Source organism: Colwellia aquaemaris, assembly GCF_057548755.1.
Genome location: NZ_BAAJLV010000010.1, coordinates 17,395 through 41,065 on the forward strand (window position 1 = coordinate 17,395; position 23,671 = coordinate 41,065).

Annotated in this window: 19 protein-coding genes and 1 riboswitch; of the genes, 16 read left to right on the forward strand and 3 right to left on the reverse strand. The window is 38.4% G+C overall.

Features of this window, described 5'->3' with window-relative positions:
- Positions 1-87 precede the first annotated feature (87 nt).
- Complete coding sequence (gene pyrF / locus AC27HL_RS18190; protein WP_487082479.1) at positions 88-783, forward strand: orotidine-5'-phosphate decarboxylase; 696 nt, start codon at positions 88-90, stop codon at positions 781-783.
- Positions 784-921: 138 nt separating this feature from the next.
- Positions 922-1,224 (forward strand): ComEA family DNA-binding protein, encoded by a 303-nt coding sequence (locus AC27HL_RS18195; RefSeq protein WP_487082480.1) that lies wholly within the window; start codon positions 922-924, stop codon positions 1,222-1,224.
- A gap of 73 nt (positions 1,225-1,297) precedes the next feature.
- On the opposite strand, the gene deoD is transcribed toward AC27HL_RS18195, so the two are convergent.
- From deoD to add, 3 genes are all read right to left on the reverse strand, one after another.
- Complete coding sequence (deoD, locus tag AC27HL_RS18200) at positions 1,298-2,002, reverse strand: purine-nucleoside phosphorylase (RefSeq protein WP_487082481.1); 705 nt, start codon at positions 2,000-2,002, stop codon at positions 1,298-1,300.
- Positions 2,003-2,120: 118 nt separating this feature from the next.
- The gene (locus AC27HL_RS18205) at positions 2,121-2,291 is read right to left on the reverse strand and encodes a XapX domain-containing protein (RefSeq protein WP_487082482.1); all 171 of its coding nucleotides are present in this window, start codon (positions 2,289-2,291) and stop codon (positions 2,121-2,123) included.
- A gap of 67 nt (positions 2,292-2,358) precedes the next feature.
- Positions 2,359-3,360 (reverse strand): adenosine deaminase, encoded by a 1,002-nt coding sequence (add, locus tag AC27HL_RS18210; protein WP_487082483.1) that lies wholly within the window; start codon positions 3,358-3,360, stop codon positions 2,359-2,361.
- A gap of 229 nt (positions 3,361-3,589) precedes the next feature.
- On the opposite strand from add, the gene aroG reads away from it, so the two are divergent.
- The 14 genes from aroG (at position 3,590) to AC27HL_RS18280 (ending at position 23,598) form a co-directional block, all read left to right on the forward strand.
- Positions 3,590-4,645 carry a 3-deoxy-7-phosphoheptulonate synthase AroG gene (gene aroG / locus AC27HL_RS18215; protein ID WP_487082484.1) on the forward strand — a complete coding sequence of 352 codons (1,056 nt, stop codon included), beginning with the start codon at positions 3,590-3,592 and terminating at the stop codon, positions 4,643-4,645.
- A gap of 197 nt (positions 4,646-4,842) precedes the next feature.
- Positions 4,843-5,616, forward strand: coding sequence for a translesion DNA synthesis-associated protein ImuA (gene imuA / locus AC27HL_RS18220; RefSeq protein WP_487082485.1), 774 nt, complete (start codon positions 4,843-4,845; stop codon positions 5,614-5,616).
- 41 nt (positions 5,617-5,657) lie between these two features.
- Complete coding sequence (locus AC27HL_RS18225) at positions 5,658-7,220, forward strand: Y-family DNA polymerase (protein ID WP_487082486.1); 1,563 nt, start codon at positions 5,658-5,660, stop codon at positions 7,218-7,220.
- A 26-nt stretch (positions 7,221-7,246) separates the two neighbouring features.
- Positions 7,247-10,357, forward strand: a complete 3,111-nt coding sequence (locus AC27HL_RS18230) for an error-prone DNA polymerase (protein WP_487082487.1) — start codon at positions 7,247-7,249, stop codon at positions 10,355-10,357.
- Positions 10,358-10,513: 156 nt separating this feature from the next.
- Complete coding sequence (locus AC27HL_RS18235) at positions 10,514-12,076, forward strand: efflux transporter outer membrane subunit (protein ID WP_487082488.1); 1,563 nt, start codon at positions 10,514-10,516, stop codon at positions 12,074-12,076.
- Positions 12,076-13,368, forward strand: a complete 1,293-nt coding sequence (locus AC27HL_RS18240) for an efflux RND transporter periplasmic adaptor subunit (protein ID WP_487082489.1) — start codon at positions 12,076-12,078, stop codon at positions 13,366-13,368. Before AC27HL_RS18235 ends, AC27HL_RS18240 begins: the two co-directional genes overlap by 1 nt.
- Positions 13,365-16,463, forward strand: coding sequence for an efflux RND transporter permease subunit (locus AC27HL_RS18245; RefSeq protein WP_487082490.1), 3,099 nt, complete (start codon positions 13,365-13,367; stop codon positions 16,461-16,463). The genes AC27HL_RS18240 and AC27HL_RS18245 overlap by 4 nt, the downstream gene beginning before the upstream one ends.
- Before the next feature lie 94 nt (positions 16,464-16,557).
- Positions 16,558-16,926: an HIT domain-containing protein gene (locus AC27HL_RS18250; RefSeq protein ID WP_487082491.1), complete on the forward strand. Its 369-nt coding sequence runs from the start codon at positions 16,558-16,560 to the stop codon at positions 16,924-16,926.
- 90 nt (positions 16,927-17,016) lie between these two features.
- A riboswitch (TPP riboswitch) is annotated at positions 17,017-17,152 on the forward strand.
- A gap of 140 nt (positions 17,153-17,292) precedes the next feature.
- A complete protein-coding gene (locus tag AC27HL_RS18255) occupies positions 17,293-19,428 on the forward strand; it encodes a TonB-dependent receptor (protein ID WP_487082492.1) in 2,136 nt (711 codons plus the stop codon).
- 80 nt (positions 19,429-19,508) lie between these two features.
- Positions 19,509-19,775 (forward strand): hypothetical protein, encoded by a 267-nt coding sequence (locus AC27HL_RS18260; RefSeq protein WP_487082493.1) that lies wholly within the window; start codon positions 19,509-19,511, stop codon positions 19,773-19,775.
- Entirely contained in the window at positions 19,775-20,470 is a 696-nt protein-coding gene (gene pnuC, locus AC27HL_RS18265; protein WP_487082494.1) for a nicotinamide riboside transporter PnuC, read from the forward strand. The genes AC27HL_RS18260 and pnuC overlap by 1 nt, the downstream gene beginning before the upstream one ends.
- Before the next feature lie 10 nt (positions 20,471-20,480).
- Positions 20,481-21,617, forward strand: a complete 1,137-nt coding sequence (locus AC27HL_RS18270; protein WP_487082495.1) for a phosphotransferase — start codon at positions 20,481-20,483, stop codon at positions 21,615-21,617.
- Positions 21,618-21,703: 86 nt separating this feature from the next.
- Positions 21,704-22,777: a sensor histidine kinase gene (locus AC27HL_RS18275; protein ID WP_487082496.1), complete on the forward strand. Its 1,074-nt coding sequence runs from the start codon at positions 21,704-21,706 to the stop codon at positions 22,775-22,777.
- A complete protein-coding gene (locus tag AC27HL_RS18280; protein WP_487082497.1) occupies positions 22,774-23,598 on the forward strand; it encodes a LytR/AlgR family response regulator transcription factor in 825 nt (274 codons plus the stop codon). Before AC27HL_RS18275 ends, AC27HL_RS18280 begins: the two co-directional genes overlap by 4 nt.
- Positions 23,599-23,671 lie beyond the last annotated feature (73 nt).

The window sequence follows — 23,671 nt, forward strand, 5'->3', positions numbered from 1 at the left end:
TAAAGGTTAATCCTGTTAAGAAATATCGTGCTTTTAATTATTAGCACAAAAAGTTTTGTAAAAATATTACCTATTGAGGAAACCAGCATGAGAGATGCAAAAGTTGTTGTCGCCTTAGATTTTGATAATAAAGATGAGGCGTTATCTTTTGTAGATAGAATTGAGCCAAGTGAATGTCGATTAAAAGTAGGCAAAGAAATGTTTACTCATTTTGGCCCTGAGTTTGTAAAAGAACTTGTTAACCGTGATTTTGATGTTTTTCTTGATTTAAAATTTCATGATATTCCAAATACTGTTGCAAAAGCAGTAACTGCTGCGGCTGAATTAGGTGTTTGGATGGTGAACGTACATGCTTCGGGCGGTCTTAAAATGATGGAAAAAGCAAAAGAGGCTTTACTGCCATACGGTGATAAAGCGCCATTATTGATTGCAGTGACTGTGTTAACTAGCATGAGTGAAGAAGACCTAGCCGGCTTAGGCATTACTAAATCACCAGCTGAGCAAGTGCAACATTTAGCTTCTTTAACTAAACAAGCAGGTTTAGATGGTGTGGTGTGCTCGGCACAAGAAGCTGAATCATTAAAGCAATTGTTAGGTCAAGAATTTAAGCTTGTTACACCAGGTATACGACCTGCCGGTGCTAATGCGGATGACCAAAAGCGTATTATGACTCCACGACAAGCCGTTGATGTTGGTGTTGATTATTTGGTTATTGGGCGTCCAATTACCAAAGCTGAAGATCCACACGCGGTATTGCAAGACATTAATCAATCTATTTGCTAAGTCATTAGCATTTTTATTTTTTAATACACAATTTGACAAACAGTGCTGTAACTTCTAAACCTAATGAAGCGAATTATCTCTTGCTATGTCGTACGGGTAATTCGCTTATATGGATATTAATTATAGAAGGAAAGTACTATGAACAAGCATGTCTATTGTATTCTCACCGTATTAATGCTCTCTATTGTTTTACCTTTTGAAGCTGTCGGTTATAACGAATCCACAGAAGTTAGCGCTGAACAAACATTGCAAGTGGTTGATATTAATAAAGCAGATATTAATACTTTAGCGCTATTAAAAGGTGTTGGTGAAAAGCGAGCACAAGCCATTATTACTTACCGTGAATTACACGGTGAATTTAATTCACTTGATGAATTACTTAATGTTAAGGGTGTTGGTGAGCGAATGTTACAACTTAATAAGGGTAGAATTAAGTTGTGATGTTAGACGGTAGAAACAAAGCTGTAAAAAAGCCAGTCGTGAGACTGGCTTTTTATTGAATTATTTTTATGGCTTACAACAAGCTATCCAGTGTTAATTCCATCATGTCTTTGAATGTGGTTTCACGTTCATCGGCAGTGGTTTGTTCACCGGTTTTAATATGGTCACTTACCGTTAATACCGTTAAGGCTTTCTTGCCATATTCAGCGGCAACGCCGTATAAACCAGCAGCTTCCATTTCAACGGCTAAAATGCCGTACTTTTCCATTAAAGCAAACATTTCAGGCTGTGGAGTGTAAAATAAATCAGCGGTAAAAATGTTCCCGACACGTACAGCTTTGCTTGTTTTTTCTGCTGTTGCTACAACTTTGTGTAGTAAGTCAAAATCGGCGGTTGCGGCAAAATCATAGCCATTAAAACGTGAGCGGTTTACATTTGAATCTGTGCTCGCAGCCATACCAATGATGATATCACGTACTTTGATATCATCGCGTACTGCGCCACATGAGCCAATGCGAATAATATTTTCTACGCCGTAATCTTTATATAATTCTGTCGCGTAAATTGAAATGGATGGTACGCCCATACCTGAACCCATTACTGAAACGGGCTTACCTTTATATGTGCCAGTGTAACCAAACATGTTACGTACACGTGTGACGCATTTTGCATCATCTAAGAAATTCTCTGCAATATATTTTGCGCGTAATGGGTCGCCCGGCATAAGAACCGTTTTTGCGAAATCGCCGTTGTTTGCTTCTATATGTGCTGTTGCCATGAGTGTTAACCTTTTTTAGTGGTGTTCAATCACAGTAAGTTTCTAGCCGTTGCTGAAAAGTTCAGTCGCTATCAAGGGTGTTTTACTGATGTGTCTTTTATAAATTTGAAAGTGAATTCTAACTGAAAAAGCGTTCGATGATCCAGTGATAACCGACGCCACCTAAATAAATACCAAAAATACCAGCAATTCCTGATAAAACAGGGGGAGCAGGTATAGGTAATTTCAATAGTGAAAATATTAATCCGACAATAATGCCAGTAATTGTTGCAATAAGCACTTCAAACATGCGTTCTCCTAGTGAGTTGTTAATCGAACATTTTAACCTAATATTAACAACAGCAACATTACCTGCGCTATTTATTTGCTATTTTATCTTTTAGTACACGTTTTTCGTTGTCTGATAAAAAGCTAGCTTTTAGTGAGTTCTCTTGTAGCTGTTGAATATCTTGTTCAGTAAAGCCTAAGGTATTACGAGCAACACTGTATTCATGTTTGAGCTCCACACCTTGTACACCTGGATCGTCAGTATTGAGACAAACTAATAAACCTCGTGCTAGAAATTGCTTAATAGGGTGCTGTGATAAATCTTTTATCGTGCCTGTTTGATAATTCGATGTTAAGCATGACTCTATGGCAATATTGTGCTCACGCATATAATCCATTAACTTTTCATCTTGATAACAAGCAACACCATGGCCAATACGTTGAGCATGCAAATCATTTATTGCCTGCCAAATACTTTCAGGGCCCGCAGCTTCGCCGGCATGTACTGTTACATTCAAGCCTGCCTGCTGTACTTGTTTAAAATGTTCAACAAATAGCTCACCAGGAAAGTTATATTCATCACCTGCTAAATCTATGGCAATAAGGTGTTGTTTATGTGCTAGTAATGCTTCTAGTTCGGCTTGGCATTTTTCCACGCCGAAAGTACGGCTTAAAATACCAATAAGATTAATTTTAACGTCATAGATTTTGCAGGCTGCCTTTACACCATCGATAACGGCGGCAACGACATCTTCTACCACTAGATTGTTTTTCATTGCCATGTAATATGGCGAAAAGCGTAATTCTGCGTAGTTTATACCTGCGTTGAATGCATCTTCAACATTCTCAAAAGCAATGCGTTTACAGTCATCTAAGGTTTTAAGTACAGCGACACCCCAGTCGAGTTTGCTAAGAAAAGCGAGTAGATCACTTTCACTTTCTTGAATTTGAACGTGAGGAACAAAAGCTTCAAAGTTTGTTTCAGGTAAAGCGATCTTATGTTCTTGTGCTAAAGACCAAATAGTCTTTGGGCGAATATTTCCATCTAAATGACGGTGTAAGTCAATCAGTGGTATAGCAGAGTTGATCATGTGAAATGGTAACCTTTGTAAATATGTCTAATAAAAATACGACCAAAGCACTATAGAATAAATTTATTTATCTTTCTTTGATGTCGAATAATTCTATTATACCGCTTTTTTCGTATTTTATGTTGCTATTAGCGTCAGAACACTGATAAATTAACTGCGGGACTAATCATCTAGGTGTCTAGACGTAAATATTAAATAGAAATTATTCGCAGTATAAAGAGAAAACATTATGGTTTATCAAACCGACGACGTTCGTATTAACAAAATCAAAGAACTTTTACCTCCAATCGCGTTACTTGAGCGATTTCCTTCATCAGAACAAGCAACAAAGTCGGTTTTTGCTGGCAGACAAGCCATTAGTAAAATTTTTAATAATCAAGACGATCGTTTACTCGTTGTCATTGGTCCATGTTCTATACATGATCCAAAGGCAGCGTTGGAATATGGTGAGCGTTTAGTTAAATTGCGAGAGAAATACCAAGACACGCTAGAAATTGTTATGCGAGTCTATTTTGAAAAGCCAAGAACTACAGTTGGTTGGAAAGGGTTGATTAATGACCCTTATATGGATAATAGTTTTAAATTGAATGACGGTCTGCGTATTGGACGTAAGTTATTGCTTGATTTAAACAATTTAGGCTTGCCAACCGCAGGTGAGTTTTTAGATATGATCACACCACAATACATGGCTGACTTTATGTGCTGGGGAGCGATTGGTGCTCGTACCACAGAAAGCCAAGTACACCGTGAACTTGCTTCTGGTTTGTCTTGTCCTGTAGGTTTTAAAAATGGTACTGATGGCACCATTAAAGTTGCTATTGACGCTATAGGAGCTGCCAGTGCGTCACATCATTTTTTATCAGTCACAAAATACGGTCATTCAGCGATTGTAGAAACCACAGGAAATGAAGATTGTCATATTATTTTGCGTGGTGGTAAAACGACAAACTTTGACGCGGATAGTGTTAAAACGGTTACTGAGCAGTTAGATAAATCAGGCTTAAATACTAACATCATGATTGACTTTAGCCACGCTAACAGCAGTAAGAAGTTTGAAAATCAAATGCTTGTTTGTCGTGATGTGTGTCAGCAAATGCGCGATGGTAATAGTAATATTTTCGGTGTGATGGTGGAAAGTCATTTAGTTGAAGGCCGTCAAGACTTAGTTAATGGTATTGCGGCTACTTATGGACAAAGTATCACTGATGCTTGTATTGGTTGGCAAGATACAGAGACTTTATTATCAGAGTTGGATCAGGCGGTCGCCCAACGTCGAGCAAGATAATTAATCATTTAAGTCGCACATCAGTATTTAAAGCAGGCAGGTAGCCTGCTTTTTTTTTATCATTAAAAAGTTTAATTTATTATCAATATGTTACTTTATTTTTTGATTTATTAATGGGCTTTTTTGCCTCTGTAGGTTGTTAATTTATAACCACACAACTATACTGTATGAAAATACAGTATAGTTGTGTGGCAAATATGAATAAAGTGCTTAAACAATTACACCGCCAAGGTAAAGTTTGGCGTGCTGATCAAGTAAAAAATGTTGTTGAAACAGTTGATAGTGGCTATCAAGAGCTAAATACGCAATTAAATGGCGGCTTGCCTAAACAAGGTGTTATTGAAGTACAAACATTAAATGGTATTGGTGAATTAAGACTTTTCTTACCTTATCTCTTAAATATATTACAAACTGAACTAGCACAAAAGCAGCATAGTCGACAGGTTGTTTTTATTGCGCCGCCAGCACAAGTAAATGCTTTAATGTTGCTAAAAGCTGCCATACCGCTTGAAAATGTCTTAATAATTACTTCTCAAAAGCCAGAAGAGTCGCTGTGGGCGGCAGAGCAATGCTTAAAAAGCGGTTGTTGTTTTGCCGTGTTGCTATGGCAACAATTTCTTGCTGTGCATCAAATTAAGCGCTTAAAGCAAGCTGCTGTTACAGGTGATGCAGTACAAATTATTTTTCGGGCGCCATACAATGTTGATTTGGCTTTACCTGTGTCTTTATCTTTAGCACTTCAACCACAAAAGACAGGCCTAACCGTTCATATAAAAAAACAATTAGGTGGCTGGCCTTGTAAGCCTTTTTTGCTCAACATGCATAAGCAATGGCCGAGTCTAGCTGAAGCTGATGCTGGGATTAAATGTAGTGATGATGAAATCAGCAATGTGGTGGTACCGCTCTCAACTAAGCAAAGGCCTAGCTATTCAAGTAAAAGTAGATTAAATCAGCGATTTAGAGCGCATTAATAGCGGTTACTGATCGCCGTTTTCATGGTTAAAAAATATTAATGTTGTGGTTATACATAAATTTTCCATCTTTACAGCTTGATTGTTTGCAGGCTAGCCAATTAAAGCCTGTGCGAGGGAAAGGGGATGATAAACAAGCCATTGTAATTGTTGATAGTAAAAAAAATTGCATTGTGCAATTAAATGAAAGGGCGAAGGCTGAAGGTATACAGTTGGGCATGGGCTTAGCTATGGCAGCATCTTTAACGGACACGCTGCAAGTTTTGCCATATCAGCATGAAGAGCAAGAGGCTCATCTATTCAATATTACAGAGCAGTTATACAGTGTTACTGCCAATATTGCTTTATTCCCACCACAGGGTTTAGCACTAAAAGTTGGCAATATGCTAAAGCTTTATCAACACATAGAAACCTATATGGCAGCGGTAAAATCTGTGCTTCAGCCTTTCAATCTTAATACTGCATTTGCTTATGGTTATAGCCCTATGTCAGCGCAATTACTTGCTTGTTCAGGTACAAACATGCTGACGGCAGATAAAAGTGTCATCGCAGAAAAAATGGCGACATTAGACATTGAAGAACTATTTATTGCCGATAAAAGTAAGCAAACGTTAAAGCGCTTAGGCATTAAAACTTTAGCTCAGCTGCAGTCGTTACCAGTAGAAGAGTTAGCAAAACGATTAGATAAAAACTGTATAGATTACTTAATGCAACTTACAGGTAAACATAATACACCGTTATCATTCTATCAGCCTAAACACAGCTTTGAGCATAGTATTGAGTTATTGTATGAAATGACTCATGTGGATGCGCTTTTACAGCCAATAAGGCAACTATTAAAGCTGTTACAGGTTTTTTTAATTCGACGTGATTATACCTGTTTAACGCTTGAGTTTATTTTGTATCATCGAATGGAAGGGCTGAATCATGTGGTTCAGCAATCCTTTGTTGTTAGTAGTGTAGCTGGTGAATATTTAGCAACTCAATGGCTAAATTTAGTGGTATTAAAGCTAAGCAGTATTCAACTACAAGCTGCAATTACGAAAATTACCTTATGTGTTCAACACTTTCAAAACAACACTGGGGAGGTAGCAGATATGTTTTTGGGCAAGCGAGGGCAATTATCACTTACTCAGCTAGCCTCGTTATTAGTGAATAAGTTAGGCACTGAAAAAGTACTCGCCTTACAAGCTGGAAATGACCATCGAGTTGAGTTTGCTTCTACTTATTTACCCGTTATTCCTCAACAAAGTGGCTCAGTGAGTGAGGCAACATACCAAAAGCAAGCTATTGGCACAGAAGTTACACGAACTGGCACTTATCAGCATATTTATTGTGATGAAAAGGCATTATTAAGACCAAGTTTTGTTTTGTCAGAGCCTGAGCCTCTTCATTACGATGTAAGTATTTTACATGGGCCAGAAAGAATAATGACAGCTTGGTGGGAGTCATCAACCATAAATACCGTTAAAAAAGCGTCTACTCCAGCGTTGATGGCGACATATCACCGTGATTATTTTGTTGCTCGTAATAAGCAAGGGCAGTATTGCTGGGTATACAAAGAGTGTAATGAGCAGTGGTTTGTTCATGGTTATTTTTCTTAACGATTTAACTTGGGTGTTTTAGAAAAATGAGTTATGCCGAACTATATTGCCAATCTAATTTCTCTTTTTTAAAAGGCGCCTCTCATCCGGAAGAATTAATCTCGCAAGCGTGTAAACTGGGTTATAGCGCACTGGCAATTACCGATGAATGCTCGGTAGCAGGTGTGGTTCGAGCTTATCGAGAAATAAAAGATAAAGCGTTAGTCATTAAACTTATTGTTGGTGCAAGCTTTGAACTAGAAGATGGTCTCAAAGTTATTTTACTCTCGCCAAACCGACAAGGTTATGCTGAATTATGTCGTGTGATCACTAATGCTCGTCGGCGTTGTGATAAAGGGAATTACAAATTTACCTACTGGGATTTACACTCTATTAAACATTGCTTTGTGCTTTGGCTACCCAGTGGTGATATGGCCAAAGATAAGCAATATATTTCAGTTTTATTACGCTATCATCGCACTCGACTTTCACTAGCTTATACACGTTTTTTACACAGTAATGAGATTGCTTTTAACCGTCATTGCCAAAATTTAGCCTCACAGTTTCAGCTAACTATTGTGGCTTGTGGAGGTGTACTAATGCACGTTGCAGGACGACAAAAATTACAAGATGTTTTGTCGGCAATACGACATGGAAAGCAGCTAAAAAATATGGGGGTATTACTTGAGCAAAATGCTGAAAAATCGCTTAGACCACTGCAGAAATTATTAAAAATTCATGCCAGTGAGCATATTGTTGCGGCGATTGAGTTAGCGAATCAATGCCACTTTTGTTTATCCAGCTTGCAATATGAATATCCTACAGAGCTTGTACCTAAAGGTTTTTCTGCAAGTTCTTATTTGAAACATCTTGTTGGAAAAGGTATCGCGTTACGTTTTTCGGGCGATATTCCACATGATATTCAACAAATAATAGATAAGGAACTCACGTTAATTACAGAGCAAGGTTATGAGTACTTTTTTTTAACCATTTATGACATAGTTCAATATGCAAAATCACAAAAAATACTCTATCAAGGGCGAGGTTCGGCCGCTAATTCTATAGTCTGTTATTGCTTAGAGATCACCTCAGTTGACCCCAGACAAATATCAGTATTGTTTGAACGTTTTATTTCAAAAGAAAGAAATGAACCACCTGATATTGATGTTGATTTTGAACATCAACGTCGTGAAGAAATTTTTCAGTATATCTATCAAAAATATGGGCGAGAGCACGCAGCCATAGCGGCAACCGTAATAACTTATCGACTTAAGAGTGCTATTAGGGAAGTAGGTAAAGTTTTTGGTTTTAATGACAGCCAGTTAAGCTTTTTCATTAAAAACATAAATCGCCGTCAGCGAAAAATCCCCTGGCAAGAGCAAGTTTTTGAGCTTGGTTTAGATAAAAGCAGCCAGCTTACTCAGCTATTTATCCAGCTTGTTGAAGAAATAATTGGTTTTCCTCGACATTTATCACAACATGTTGGTGGTTTTATTATTTCCTCTGGGCCTTTATATGAACTTGTGCCTGTGGAAAATGCCGCTATGGCGGAGCGAACTGTTATTCAGTGGGATAAATGTGATTTAGAAACGCTTGGGCTGTTAAAAGTTGATATATTAGCGCTCGGTATGTTAACGGCTATTCGTCGTGCTTTTAGTTATATTGAGCAACATTACCAGCATACCTTAAGTATTGCTGATATTACCCGTTTACCAGAAGACCCTCAAGTTTATAATATGTTACAACAGGCTGATACTGTTGGTGTTTTTCAAATAGAGTCGCGTGCTCAAATGAGTATGTTGCCTCGGCTAAAACCTCAATGCTATTATGATTTAGTCGTGCAAATTGCCATAGTACGACCAGGGCCAATTCAAGGTGATATGGTACATCCATACTTACGCCGCCGAGCAGGTATTGAGGCAATAGAATACCCGTCACAGGCGATTAAAGATGTACTGAGTCGTACCTTAGGCGTACCTATATTTCAAGAGCAAGTGATTAAAGTTGCTATGGTTGCCGCAGGCTTTAGTGGTGGGGAGGCCGATCAACTGCGCCGCGCTATGGCAAAATGGCAACGTAATGGTGAATTAGCACAATTTCGCGAAAAGCTTATTTCAGGTATGAAAGCGCGAGGTTACCAAGAAAACTTCGCACAGCGTATTTACCAGCAAATATGTGGTTTTGGTGAATACGGTTTTCCTGAATCCCATTCGGCGAGCTTTGCGGTACTCGCTTATGTTTCTGCCTGGCTAAAGTATTATTACCCTGTGGCATTTTATACTGGCTTATTAAACAGTTACCCAATGGGTTTTTATTCCCGATCACAATTAATACAAGACGCCCAGCGCCACGGTATTACGATTAATGAGATCGACATTAATTACTCAGCATTTGAGCACAGTATACAGTACCAAAAAATAACAAATAGCTATGATATTCAATTGGGTTTGACTATGGTGAAAGGGCTGTCAGAAAAGAGTGCTAAGCATTTGTTAAAACAAAAACCTCAGCAGGGCTATCAAGACTTTACCCAGTTAACTTGTCGTGCGTTAAGAGCCCAAGACATGAATATACTGGCTAGTGCCAATGCTTTAAAGTCATTGGCAGATAATCGTTATCAAGCACGTTGGCAGCTAATGAACTCAGAGCATCATTTGCCTTTGTGGCAAGCGGCTAAAAAAAGTATGCCGGAATTGATAATACAAAATGAGTTTAGCTTTGCACCTAGCGCAATGGATAATTTACTTGAAGACTACGCCAGTACTGGGGTTAGTGTTAATCAACACCCCATTGCTTTATTGCTTGCAGATAAAGAGCAGCAGCAATACTTGCAACAGTGCACGCTAGCAAGCGACTTATTCAGCACGGCTAGTAACAGCGTAGTTTCTGTTGTCGGGTTAGTTACCGGCCGGCAAAGCCCAGGTACAGCTTCCGGCGTGACATTTATTACGTTAGAGGATCATACTGGCAACACCAATGTAGTGGTATGGCAAGCAACGGCTAATGCTCAAAAAAGTGCATTTTTGACGGCTAAAATTTTAAAGGTTACCGGCATTATTGAGCGAGAAGGTGATGTGATTCATGTTATTGCTGGAAGATTAGTCGACTTATCTGATTGCATTAAAGAGCTAAAAATTGCTGCTAGAAACTTCCATTAGCGATTGTTCTTAATCGTTATTTAGTAGTTCGTCGTAAAAAAAACGCCACTTATCGAACTCACTCCGCGCTAGTGTAAAGCAGTGTAAAGAACATTGTTCCCCATAATATCAACTCATACTATAGTTAACCTAATTAGAGTTTTACTGGGGAAGGTTTTGAAAGTTCGTGCAAATTGTAATGGCGAAATCAACAATCAAAATAGTGTACATAAAGCTTCGCGATATACAGCCAATAAAGCAAAAATGATAAATTGCAGCGCGGTTATGACTATAGCTATTGTTGTGAGTGCTTGTAGTACGCCAAGTGGTATGACAGAGCAAAATGCCTTACGTTATATAGAACAAAATACGCCGTTAAAGTGGCAATCAGCACCGGATGAAAAAAGCGAAGCAAGCGCTTTACAAAATGGCTGGCTGAAAAGCTTTAACGACAGTGCTTTAGAGCAAATGATCAGCTATGCCTTGCAACACAATTATCAATTACAAGCAGAGCGGGTTAATGTTGAATTAGCAAAAGCGCATTTAAAGGTAAGTGAGGCGTCTGATTTTCCTGAATTATCATTATCACTCGATAATTCAAGACGTAAGCAAGTAGCCAATAGCACCATAAGTTATCAAACTAACGCGACTATTAGTGCAGACCTACGCTATGAACTAGATTTGTGGGGAAAATTGTCTGATGAGCAAAACCAAAACCGTTTAAACTACGCTGCTGCACAGGCCAACTACCAGCAAAGTGAGCTAGATTTAGTTGTAAATATCACCAAAGCATGGTTTGACTTAACGCAAGCGCAGCAGTTACTTGCTTTGTATCAAGAGCGAGCTGATAACCTACAACGAAATTTAGTGATGATTCAATCATCCTACCAGCTAGGGCTCAATGATGCGCTAGATGTATATTTGACCAAAAACAATGTTAATCAAGAGTTGGCACGAGTAGCACAACAACAGCAAACACTAAAACAGAGAAGTCGTGCTTTAGAATTATTGCTGGGTGAATATCCGCTTGCCAAAATAACTTCTGAGCAGAATTTACCCATAATTGACAGTGAAATTTCTGTCGGACTACCTGCACAATTATTAACACGTCGAGCTGATATTCAAGCGAGTTGGTTACAGCTTCTAGCATTAGATGCTGGACTAGCGGTTGCGCATAAGCAGCGTTTTCCAAGTATGAACTTAACGGCCAATATCAGTGATGGCGATACCGACATTGCTGATTTACTTGATGGCGGGGCATTAGCTTGGTCATTACTGGGGAATATATCAGCACCTATTTTCAACGCTGGTCGACTTAAATCATTGGAGCAACAAGCCAAGTTAAATGTTGAGCAAAAAGAGCAGCAATATTTACAGCAAGTTTATCAAGCATTTTCCGATGTCGAAAATAGTTTGAGTGCCAGAGCGTCACTGGAACAACGTTATACCTATTACTTAAAAGCCCAGGAAAATGCACTAGCAGCTGAAAAGCTCTCATTCGATCAATATTTACGTGGTTTAGTCACTTATACCACAGTATTAGAGTCACAAAGGCGCTCATTTGATGCACAAACCACAGTGATCGAACTAACTAATCAATTACTACAAAACCGTGTTGATATATATAGCGCCTTAGGAGGCAATTACCTAGCGCCAACAAAGCAAGAGCGGCAAAACTCACAAAAACATAGTAGTGAGTTACATGTAGCAACTAATCACCGAACAAATATGGACAAGTAATGGCTGTTAAAATAAAAAAACTACTTCCAATAATCGTTTTATCTTCACTGATATTTGCCGCTTATGTTGTAACAAGTAATCCACCGTCAGCAAAGCGTGGTCGGCCAAGTATGGCACCGCAATTAAATGTGCAGGTACAAAAACTTACTCATGCTGACCTCAATATTACCATTGATAGCTATGGCACCATTAAACCCAGAACACAAAGTGTGCTACTGCCGCAAGTATCAGGACAAATAATTAGTATTAGTCCTAAATTTCGAGCTGGTGGCTTCTTTGAACAAGGAGATGTTTTGGTGCAGCTTGATCAACGAGATTTGCTGGCAGAAGTAAAGATAGCTCAAGCAAGCTTATTTAGTGCTAAGCAGAATTTTAGTGAAGAACAAGCACGGGTTGAGCAAGCAAAGCAAGACTGGCGCCGGTTAGGTAATAGTGAAACTGCGCCAGATTTAGTACTTCGTAAACCACAACTAATGGCAGCACAAGCTTCGGTATATTCTACCGAAGCAAGTTTAGCAAAGGCGGAATTAGCATTAGAACGTAGCAATATTGTTGCACCATATACAGGGCGAGTTTTAAGTAAGTCAGTTGATGTTGGGCAAGTGGTAAATTCAGGCACTCAGCTTGCAGAAATTTATGCTGTTGATTATGTTGAAGTTCGGTTGCCATTAAAAAACAAAGACTTACCCTATATGGTGTTACCTGAAAGTAGCCGTTATCAAAATGATAGTGAGCAAAAGCAGCCTGCGGTTACCATATATTCTGACTTGGCTGCGCGTCAAAGCTGGCAAGGTAAAGTGGTGCGTACCGAAGGAGCGTTTGATCAAAATTCGCAACAGCTGTTTGTTGTAGCGCAAATAGATGACCCGTATGGCAAGCATGAAAGTGGCAGTTTGCCATTAAAAATTGGCCAATATGTTAGCGCTAAAATAACTGGCAAAGTGATTGAAAAGGCATTAACCATACCTAATAAAGCCATTTATCAAGGCAGTTATGTATATATAGTTGAAGGCAATATTCTGAAACGGAAAAATATTTCCGTCGCTTGGCAAAACGATGATGTAGCAGTCATTAAATCGGGATTAGAGCCTCAACAATTATTGGTTTTAACTCCATTAGGCCAAGTTACCTCGGGTACGATTGTTAATATTAGCAGTATTGATGGCAAAGCGGTTGTTTCTAAAAATGTTAGAGAAAATAAAGGCGTAAAAAGAGGAAACAAAGCTGGCAATGATCAACGCAGAGACTCTGATACGCAAAAATTAAAGAACAATAAGGGAGTTGAGTCATGATCGCCTGGTTTGCAAAAAATCATGTTGCTGCCAACTTACTTATGATCACCATTTTGTTGGCTGGTATATTTTCAATTAAAAGCAGCATTCCGTTAGAAGTATTTCCTTCTTTTGAATCTGAAATTGTCAATGTCACTGTCGCTTTACGTGGTTCGACTCCTGAAGATGCTGAACAGGGTGTGGCAATACGTATCGAAGAAGCGGTGCAAGATCTACAAGGTATTAAGAAAATTACCAGTACTTCTGTGGAAGGGGCGGCTACCGTGCGTATTGAAGCCGACTCATCTACAGATGTGCGTGACCTATTAAACGATATTAAAAGCCGTGTTGACGCGATAAATACCTTTCCTGTTGATGCAGAAAAACCGGTAATTGCAATAGCACAACGTATTCGAGATGTGCTATCGGTTACTATCGCCTCTGATTATGGTGAAAAAGAAATACGTGAGTTTGCTGAGCAAGTACGTGATGATTTGCTACGTTTACCACAAGTTACGCAAGTTTCATTAGATGCGGTACGTGATTATGAAATCAGTATTGACATTAACCAAAGCAAACTTGACCAGTACCAACTAACTTTATCTGAAGTTTCAACAGCCATTAGCAATAGCTCGGTTGATATTTCAGCAGGTAATGTGCGTACTGACGGCGGCGATGTTTTAGTTAGAAATATAGGACAAGCTTATCGTAAAGATGAGTTTGAAAAGGTAGTAATAAAAACCGATACCGATGGCACTTTTTTACTTCTTGAAGATATTGCTCAAGTAAATGACGGTTTTGAAGAAACACCTTTACGAGCGCGTTTTAATGGCCAGCAAGGGGCGCTAATTGATGTTTTTCGTATTGGCAATCAAAGTGCCATTGATGTTGCGGATGCTGTAAAAGAGTATATTGATAATCGCCAAGCTACTTTACCTGAAGGTTTTATTTTAAGCTACTGGGATGACGATTCAGAAATCGTAAAAAGTCGCTTAAACACACTGATCACAAACGCGTTACAAGGCGGTTTTCTTGTTCTGTTGTTATTAACGTTATTTCTACGTCCTTCCATTGCTTTTTGGGTCTCGATTGGCATCCCCGTAAGTTTTATGGGCGCGTTTCTTATAATGCCTTTTTTTGATATATCCATAAATATCATGAGCTTATTTGGTTTTATTTTAGTGTTAGGTATTGTGGTAGATGATGCCATTGTGACCGGGGAGAATATATACCGCCACACCCAAACCGCATCTAGCGGTATAGAAGCTGCAATTAAAGGCACACAAGAAGTCGCAACCCCAGTAACCTTTGGTATTTTAACCACAGTCGCCGCGTTTCTACCTTTGGCGTTTATTGAAGGGCAGCGTGGAGCATTATTTGCGCAAATTCCTGTAATAGTCATTCCAGTATTGTTGTTTAGCTTGATTGAATCTAAATTTGTATTACCGTCACATTTAAAAAACTTACGACTACGTAGTGAAAAAACTCAACAATCAAAATTCAGTGTTTGGCAACAGCGCTTTGCTGATGGATTTGAAGCCTCAATATTGCGTTATTACAAGCCTTTATTGTCGTTAGCTATTCGCAATAGGTTCACCACCATCTCTTTATTTGTTGGCGTGTTTATTTTGATCTTAGCTTTTATCTTAAGTGGGTGGACAAAATTTGTCTTCTTCCCTCGTATACCAAGTGAAACCGCAAGAGGCAATATTACGATGCCGGTTGGTACCAACTTTGATGTTGTTGATGCCTATGTTGAGAAAATGTCTAATGCGGCGAAAACATTACAAGATAAGTACCGTGACGAAGAAGGCAATAGCATTATTTTAAATACCCTTGCAATTACTAGCGAAGAAAAAGGCCGTGTACGTTTTGAAATTATTCCAGCGGATAAAAACAATACTGGCATTGGTACTGCGCAATTAGTTAAAGAATGGCGAGCGCTAATTGGGCCATTACCAGGTGCTGAAAGTGTCACCTTTAGAGCTGAATTTGGTCGTGGAGGAGATCCTCTCGATATACAACTTTCTGCAACTAATTTGAAAACTTTAGAGCAAGTGGCTGAAGAAGTAAAAGCGCGCATTCGAACCTATCCAACAGCGTTTGAAATTACCGATAGTCTCTCAGATGGTAAAGAAGAATTACAGATAGAATTAACCGAACAAGGTTATGCTATGGGGATGAGTAATTCGTGGATCACCCGCCAAGTACGAGATGCTTATTTTGGCGCACAAATTCAGCGGATACAAAGAGGGCGTGATGATGTTAGAGTGATGTTACGTTTTCCGTTGTCAGAGCGAAAATCGATAGCCAAGCTAAACGACATGCTAATTAACACACCAACGGGCGGCAAAGTGCCTTTGTCTCATGTTGCGAAATTGCAACCTGGCAAAAGTCCATCGGCAATAAAACGTATTGATAGATATCGCACGGTTAATGTAACCGCAGATGTAGATAAAAACACCACCAATATGACAGTGTTAAATGCCGATCTTACCTTGTTTTTAGATGAATTGATGCACAAATACCCTGGCGTTTCGTACACTTTAGAAGGTGAAGCACGTGAACAAGCAGAATCATTTAATAGCTTGGCGTGGGGGCTATTATTTGTATTCTTTATTATCTACTGTTTACTGGCGATACCGTTTAAGTCATACCTACAACCGATTATCGTGATGTCAGTTATTCCATTCGGTGCTATTGGCGCTATTATCGGCCATTGGATCATGGGTATGGATTTAACCATTATGAGTATACTTGGCTTGATGGCGCTTATTGGCGTAGTGGTAAATGACAGTTTAGTCTTAGTCGATTTTATTAATGGCAAAGTGCGCGCTGGAGAGAAGGTATTTGAGGCAGTATTAATCGCTGCACAGTCACGTTTTCGTCCGGTAATGCTGACCTCATTAACCACCTTTATTGGTTTAATGCCATTATTGTTTGAAAAAGCGACACAAGCACAGTTTTTGATCCCTATGGCAGTATCATTAGGGTTTGGTATTATCTTCGCAACTTTTATTACCTTAATACTGGTGCCGGTAAACTACTTGCTTGTTGAAGATGTAAAGTCTTTAACCGTAAGAGGTAAACGTAAGCTTATTACGCAGTTAAGTTGATAAGTCATATGATGACAGCGAATAACAATTTATTTTGTTATTCGCTGAGTTATCGTTAAACTACAGTTAAACTTTACCAGATAATGACATTGTTATGGCTGAACAAAACTCCCCAGAAGAAACCATATTTTCAAAAATTATTCGCCAAGAAATACCAACACCATTACTTTTTCAAGATGAGCTTGTGACTGCTTTTCGTGATATTACCCCGCAAGCTAAAAGTCATATATTAATTGTGCCGAATAAACTTATTCCAACGGTTAACCATATAGAGCAAGAAGACGAACTTACCATTGGTCGTATGTTCACGGTAGCGCGAAAATTGGCCAAAGAAGAGGGCATAGCCGAAGACGGTTATCGTTTGATCATGAATTGTAATCAACATGGTGGCCAAGAGGTTTATCATATCCATATGCACTTAGTTGGTGGGCAACCTTTAGGGCGAATGCTGGCTGCGCAATAGCTTTTATTGCCTTATAAGCAACATTTCTAATATATACAGCGTAAATTTAAGCTTTACGCTGTACTTTTAAATAAATATTGTTAGTATGCACACCGAACCAAGGGGTGCCTTAAAATCGACAACGATTTCAAAGGCTGAGATGCGCTGTTATTAGTGAATATAACTTAGCGAACCCTTAGAACCTGAACCGGATAGTACCGGCGTAGGAATGGTTACGCTAATCGCATACCATTTTGTAAAATTAAATTTTACCGTGTAACGTATGTTAGCGGTTGATAATAATTTTACAGATTGTTAACGAGCCGCTTTCTAACTTCTCCATGCCGGATCCCATAACGTATTCTTAATAGAATTTATGAGATCATAATGAATATTTCTAAATCTGCCATTTCAATCGCAGTAACATCATACTTAATATCTTTTGCTAGCACCTCTAATGCTAATGAAAACCAAGATATTGAAACAATTACAGTTACTTCAAGCTTTAATCAAAAGTCACTCGCTCAAGTTCCAACAAGCGTCGCTGTAATTGGCGAACAAAAAATTAATGACCAAGCTATTCAGCACTTTGAAGAAGTCATCCAAAATATAGCGAACTTTAATTTTTCTGGTGGTACTTCACGTCCTAAATACCTGCAAATTCGTGGCGTTGGTGAACGCTCTGAATATCGCGGAGCGCCTAATTCATCAGTTGGTTTTATCGTTGACGATATTGACCTTTCAGGTTTAGGTATGGCAGCGTCAATGTACGACGTACAACAAGTTGAAGTGCTTAGAGGGCCACAAGGTGCTAGGTTTGGTGCTAATGCGTTAGCAGGTTTAGTTTATGTTAAGTCTAATGAAGCGACACAAACCTCTGAACATGGTTTTAAAGCCACTGCAGGTAATGACGACCTCATTAATTTAGCTGGTTACAGTTCAGGGGCTATTTCAGAAGATTTAAGCTATCGCGTATCAGTAGAGCAACACCAACAAAATGGTTACCGAGACAACAGCTTTTTAGGTAAAGACGATACCAACGGTATTGATGAATTCTCAGGAAGGTTTAAGCTTCACTACACAGCAACAGAAGATCTAACTGTACACTTTACTTATATTTTTGCTGATAACGACAATGGTTTTGACGCCTGGACACTAGATAATAACGGTTTTAATACCCTGACCGATAATCCTGGTGTTGATAACCAAAAATCTCACGGCGGCGCGCTTAAGTTCAGCTATGATGGTTTATCTTTTGCTAAATTAGAGGCGATCAGCAGTTATACCACAACAAAGCATGAACACGCTTATGATGGTGACTGGGCAAATGCTGATTATTGGGCAAGTAAAAACTGTGGTGATGAAGCCAATAATGAACCGTGCGAGTACAGCTATTTATGGGCTAAAAAAGCCGACCGTGATGTTTGGTCACAAGAATTTAGACTTTCTTCGAATGATTCATCACGAATTTTTGACCATACCACGGCTTGGTTACTAGGTACTTATATTAGTCGCTTAAGTGAAAGTAATGATTTAGATTCATTATACAATGGTTGGCCAGATGAAATTCTTGATTCAATATACTCAGCAAACAATTATGCTGTTTTTGGACAGTTAGATAGCATTTTACCACAAGCACATGAATTATCTGTAGGTTTGCGCGTTGAAAAACGTACAACAGATTATTCTGATAGTGCTGGTGATAGTTTTGATCCTTCTGAAACTATGTGGGGTGGGCATATTGCACTTAGTCGTGCAATTAACAATGAACATTCAGCTTATATGCGAATTGCTCGAGGGTACAAAGCTGGTGGTTTCAACATGGGCTTACCTGAGCAATTAGCTCAGTACAAAGAGTTTGATACAGAAACCTTAGTAAACTATGAGTTAGGCTTAAAATCTAGCTTACTTGATAACAACTTGGTTAGCCGTTTAGCTGTGTTTTACATGGACAGGAAAGATCAGCAAGTTAACGCATCACAGCAAAATCCTGACAAACCTCAACAATTTACAATTTACACGGCAAATGCAGCGAGCTCGAGTAGCTACGGTTTGGAGTTAGAGCTGAATTATCAAATGACGAATAATCTAACTATAGATACAACACTAGGCTATCTAAATGCCACCTATGATAATTATGCTTATAAAGATAAATATGGCGCTACTATTGATATTTCAGGCAGAGAGCTCGCCCATGCGCCTAAATATACTTTTAGCTTAGGTGCTACCTATCGTAATGATGATGGCTTAGTGGCTAATATTAATTGGTCGGGCAAAGATGCGTTCTATTTTTCTGATAGTCATGATGAAAAGTCTGCAAGTTCAAAACTACTTAATGCCAAAATTGGTTATGAATTTTCCGATTGGTCAGTATCACTTTGGGCACGTAATTTAACTGATGAAAAAGTCGCTACACGCGGTTTTTACTTTGGTAATGAACCTGATTTAGGCTGGGCTGCGAAAAAGTACGTACGCTATGGCGCTCCAAGACAAGTTGGTGTTACTTTAGACTATAATTTTTAATCAACTTTTTGAGTGGTTTAAGGCAATATATCGCCGCAAAGTGTTATATATTGCCTTTAATATTAATAAGAGAATAAAACATGAAAATTTCAATTGAAATTAGTTTATATCCACTAGCAGAAGAAAAATTTAAAACTGAAATTTGGGCTTTTATTAAACGTTTACGTTTAGTTGAAGGGTTAAATGTTGTGACAAACGGTATGAGCACGCAAGTTTTTGGTGATTACGACTTAGCCACCAGACATGTGATGGCAGAAATAAAACACGTACATGAAACCTTAAATGCGGCGGTATTTGTCTGTAAATTTATCGGTGGTGATCGCTCTGTTGTTGAAGCGGAGTCGTAATGACTAATTCTATCAGCGCTGCTTCTGAAATTGTGACATATTTTACCACTTTACCAGTGTTAGAGTTAATCGCTGTAGTAGCCTCCTTACTTTATGTGTTATTGGCGGCAAAAGGTAATATTTGGTGCTGGCCAGCGGCAATATTAAGTACCATTTTATATACTGTTATTTTTTACGATGTTTATTTATGGATGGACAGTGCGTTACAACTCTATTATCTAGTCATGGCTTTATATGGCTGGTATTGCTGGCAAAAAAATGTGGCGAAGGCTTGTGATGATGGCGGTAATGAAAATTTAGCTGATAAGGTTAATAATCAAGCGTTACCGTATAGCCAATGGTCGCTGCAACGCCATAGCATAGCAATTATTGCATTATCGCTATTGTCACTGGTTCTTGGTTGGCTAATGGCAACCTATACGCCGACACATTTTCCTTATCTTGATAGTGCCACTACAGTTTTTGCAGTATTTGCTACCTACTTAATTACACAAAAAGTGCTTGAGAACTGGTTATACTTTATCGTTATTGATTTTGTTTCTATCTATCTTTATATCGAAAAGTCACTGGTGCCAACCGCAGCCTTATTTGCATGTTATGTGATACTTGCTGCTTATGGTTATTGGCAATGGCGTAAAATGTATCAACAGCAAAATAATAATCTAGTTACTGATACCACGTCTGTTGTGGCTTAGGGGCAGGTAATTGTTTGGCCAATTTAATACAAAAGCTATCTTAAGCTTGCAGATCGGGACAAATGACATTTGCATCAATAAAAAGCCTAATAAGAATGAATTCGCTTTAATTGAGCGTTTGTTATTACTACCATGCTTTGCATCGTGCTCGGTTACCGAGATTAAAATATTTGAAGCAGGGCTTAGCCAACCTTGCTTTCAAGTTAAATACCAAGGACGTTATTATGCAGCAAAATGTATTGCCGACAACAAGGGTGAGCTTGCGGCTAATATATTGGCAAGTGAGCAGGGTATAGCGGCGAACATATTTTATAGTGATGCACATTGGCTCATTAATGAATTTCTACCTGGCAACTCACTAGATGACTCGTTAATGTGCCAAAACGACAAAATGGGCATTATGGTAAACCTATTAGCTCAATGTCACGGTATCGACTATACATCAAGCACTAAAGTTAAATCGTTCAGGCTAGTAAAATTATCAATTAATGATTTGCTCTTTAATTTATTAAATAAGGTTCAGCTTCCTAGGGCGTCATATCAAGCATTAAAAACTGTTATCACATACGAACAATCACGCTTAACTGATGTAATAAAAGTAACTAATAGCCAAAATATTTTTTGCCATGGCGACGCAAACTTTACTAATGCCATTGCTGTTAGCAAGAATTTAGTTAATGGCAAAAATAACCATGAAACTGCGTTTAAATTAATTGATTTTGACAGTGCTTGTATAGCACCTATTGAATATGATCTTGCCATGCTATTGGCCGTTAATGAATTCGAAGCAGAGCATATAAGGTTAATAACTTCACTGTATTATCAGCAGCAATTAGCACAAAATTTGGCCTTATCGCAGAGAGAAAAACAAAAGAATATTGAAACGACAACAGCAGCTAATACTAGGTCATTTTATGGTAATGAAATTGTCGACAATCTGGCAGGTAATACCCAAACATCTATGGATTCACACATATTGACGGTTACGTGTTACTACTCATTATCTTTAATAATCAATGGTTTGTGGTATTTATCTTATTATCAGTTAAATAAGAGTGCCAGCTATCAAAAACGTGCTGTAAAACAGTTTTCCTTACTTAAAAAGCAACACCCTAAGACACAAATTGTTATTGATGAAATGAGATAAGGCGCTGAAATCTTACGATTAGTGGTAGTGCGTGAATGACCAGCATAGCGCATAATTAAACTAACCTCACTTATTGGTCGTATTGTGTGAATTGGAAAGAATTTATAGAAAATAGAAATCGCTTATTTTGGCTAGTGCATACTGCTGGCTGGTGTGGTTTTGCCTTGGTTCATTATCTAGGTTCATTACTTCACGATTTACGTGATATTTTTTTAGTGATCATTTTACTAAATGCATATGCCGGCTGGTTATTCACAATTCCATTAAGATACATCTATCGTCGTATATGGAATTTCACCCCTTTAAAAATTGCAATAGTGGTAATTTTAACGTCCTATTTTACCGGCGTTCTTTGGCAAATTGTTAAGAACATTAACTATTGGGAAATCTACAAACACGGTTATCGTCCCGACTTTATTTTGTATTACACTAAAAATAGTTTGCTATCTTTCTTTATTATTTTAAGTTGGAGTGGCTTATATTTTGGTACTAAATACTACCAAATGCTGCAAAAAGAAAAGCAAAATGTTCTACGTGCCAATACCGTAGCGCATCAAGCGCAATTGAAAATGTTGCGTTATCAGCTTAATCCTCATTTTTTGTTTAACACGCTAAATGCCATTTCCACGCTTATACTGGTGCAAGAAAATAAAACCGCCAATGGCATGGTGACCAAACTTAGTGAATTTCTGCGATACTCACTAGATAAAGATCCGATGAAGCGTGTCACACTCGACAGTGAACTTCATGCCTTGAAGCTTTATTTAGACATTGAAAAAGTACGTTTTGAAGAACGATTGCAAGTGAGCTTTGATATTGCCGAAGATTGTAATTTGGCCTTAGTGCCTAGCATGGTATTGCAGCCATTAGCTGAAAACTCGATAAAATACGCTATAGCTGTACAAGAGGCAGGTGGCAATATTCATGTTTCAGTGCATAGATTTGGCAATGATTTATTGGTTGAGCTATCTGATAATGGCCCAGGTGCGGAAATTAAAAATGGTAACTTATTTAGAGAAAATGGCGTAGGCTTAGCGAACACACGTGAAAGGTTGCAAGCACTGTATCAGAATGATTTTTCTTTAGTTGTTGCCAACAATACACCATCTGGTGTTAAAATCAGCATACGAATTCCTTACGAAATTGGTAGTCGAGTATGAGCAAGAAGCTCTCTACAATCATAGTTGATGACGAACCCTTGGCAAGAAAGGGCCTAGCAGTACGTCTGGAAGAACACAAAGATATTGAGATTATTGCTCAATGTACTAATGGCCGTGAAGCGCTGGAAGCGGTTAGAGCTTATCAACCAGATCTAATTTTTTTAGACATTCAAATGCCGGGTTTAAACGGTTTTGAGGTGGTTGAAGCGATTATAGAGCAGGGATTAGCACTACCTATGGTGGTGTTTGTAACGGCTTTTGATCAATATGCCATGCAAGCATTTGAAGTACACGCGCAAGATTACTTGTTAAAGCCAGCTGATGAACAACGTTTAGCACAAACACTCGATAAGATTCGCCAAAATGTAAGTAGCGAAGTAAATGCACTTCATAAGTCCAAACTAGTGCGCTTAGTTAGCGATGTTACGGGTAACGATTGTGAAAAAATTCTGCAAGAACTAGAAAACAATGAGCCAGTCAGTATTTCTAGTTATTCAGACGTTTTAGCAATAAAGGATGCTGGCGAAGTAAGTCGGGTGCCGGTAAAAGACATTTTATGGATTGACGCTGCGGGTGATTATATGTGTGTTCATACCGAAAATAATACCCATATTTTACGTAAAACTATGAAACAGCTAGAAGAAATTTTAGATCCTAAACAGTTTTTACGCAGTCACCGTTCGACCATAGTCAATAAACATTATATTGATAAGTTTTGTAGTCAGCTAAATGGTGAATACTATTTAGTGATGTCAAATGGCAAAGAGCTTAAAGTTAGTCGTAGTTATAAAGATAAAGTGAAAAAGGCCGTTGTTGCTTAAGCAATTTTATCTGTGCTAAAAATCAATGTTATGTTGGAAATATAAAAAGGTAAACAGCTAATGTTTACCTTTT

Bases quoted from the DNA above. Each gene is read 5' to 3' on its own strand.
- pyrF (WP_487082479.1), top strand. From the start codon at position 88: ATGAGAGATGCAAAAGTTGTTGTCGCCTTAGATTTTGATAATAAAGAT.
- AC27HL_RS18195 (WP_487082480.1), top strand. From the start codon at position 922: ATGAACAAGCATGTCTATTGTATTCTCACCGTATTAATGCTCTCTATT.
- deoD (WP_487082481.1), bottom strand. From the start codon at position 2,002: ATGGCAACAGCACATATAGAAGCAAACAACGGCGATTTCGCAAAAACG.
- AC27HL_RS18205 (WP_487082482.1), bottom strand. From the start codon at position 2,291: ATGTTTGAAGTGCTTATTGCAACAATTACTGGCATTATTGTCGGATTA.
- add (WP_487082483.1), bottom strand. From the start codon at position 3,360: ATGATCAACTCTGCTATACCACTGATTGACTTACACCGTCATTTAGAT.
- aroG (WP_487082484.1), top strand. From the start codon at position 3,590: ATGGTTTATCAAACCGACGACGTTCGTATTAACAAAATCAAAGAACTT.
- imuA (WP_487082485.1), top strand. From the start codon at position 4,843: ATGAATAAAGTGCTTAAACAATTACACCGCCAAGGTAAAGTTTGGCGT.
- AC27HL_RS18225 (WP_487082486.1), top strand. From the start codon at position 5,658: ATGTTGTGGTTATACATAAATTTTCCATCTTTACAGCTTGATTGTTTG.
- AC27HL_RS18230 (WP_487082487.1), top strand. From the start codon at position 7,247: ATGAGTTATGCCGAACTATATTGCCAATCTAATTTCTCTTTTTTAAAA.
- AC27HL_RS18240 (WP_487082489.1), top strand. From the start codon at position 12,076: ATGGCTGTTAAAATAAAAAAACTACTTCCAATAATCGTTTTATCTTCA.
- AC27HL_RS18245 (WP_487082490.1), top strand. From the start codon at position 13,365: ATGATCGCCTGGTTTGCAAAAAATCATGTTGCTGCCAACTTACTTATG.
- AC27HL_RS18250 (WP_487082491.1), top strand. From the start codon at position 16,558: ATGGCTGAACAAAACTCCCCAGAAGAAACCATATTTTCAAAAATTATT.
- AC27HL_RS18255 (WP_487082492.1), top strand. From the start codon at position 17,293: ATGAATATTTCTAAATCTGCCATTTCAATCGCAGTAACATCATACTTA.
- AC27HL_RS18260 (WP_487082493.1), top strand. From the start codon at position 19,509: ATGAAAATTTCAATTGAAATTAGTTTATATCCACTAGCAGAAGAAAAA.
- pnuC (WP_487082494.1), top strand. From the start codon at position 19,775: ATGACTAATTCTATCAGCGCTGCTTCTGAAATTGTGACATATTTTACC.
- AC27HL_RS18280 (WP_487082497.1), top strand. From the start codon at position 22,774: ATGAGCAAGAAGCTCTCTACAATCATAGTTGATGACGAACCCTTGGCA.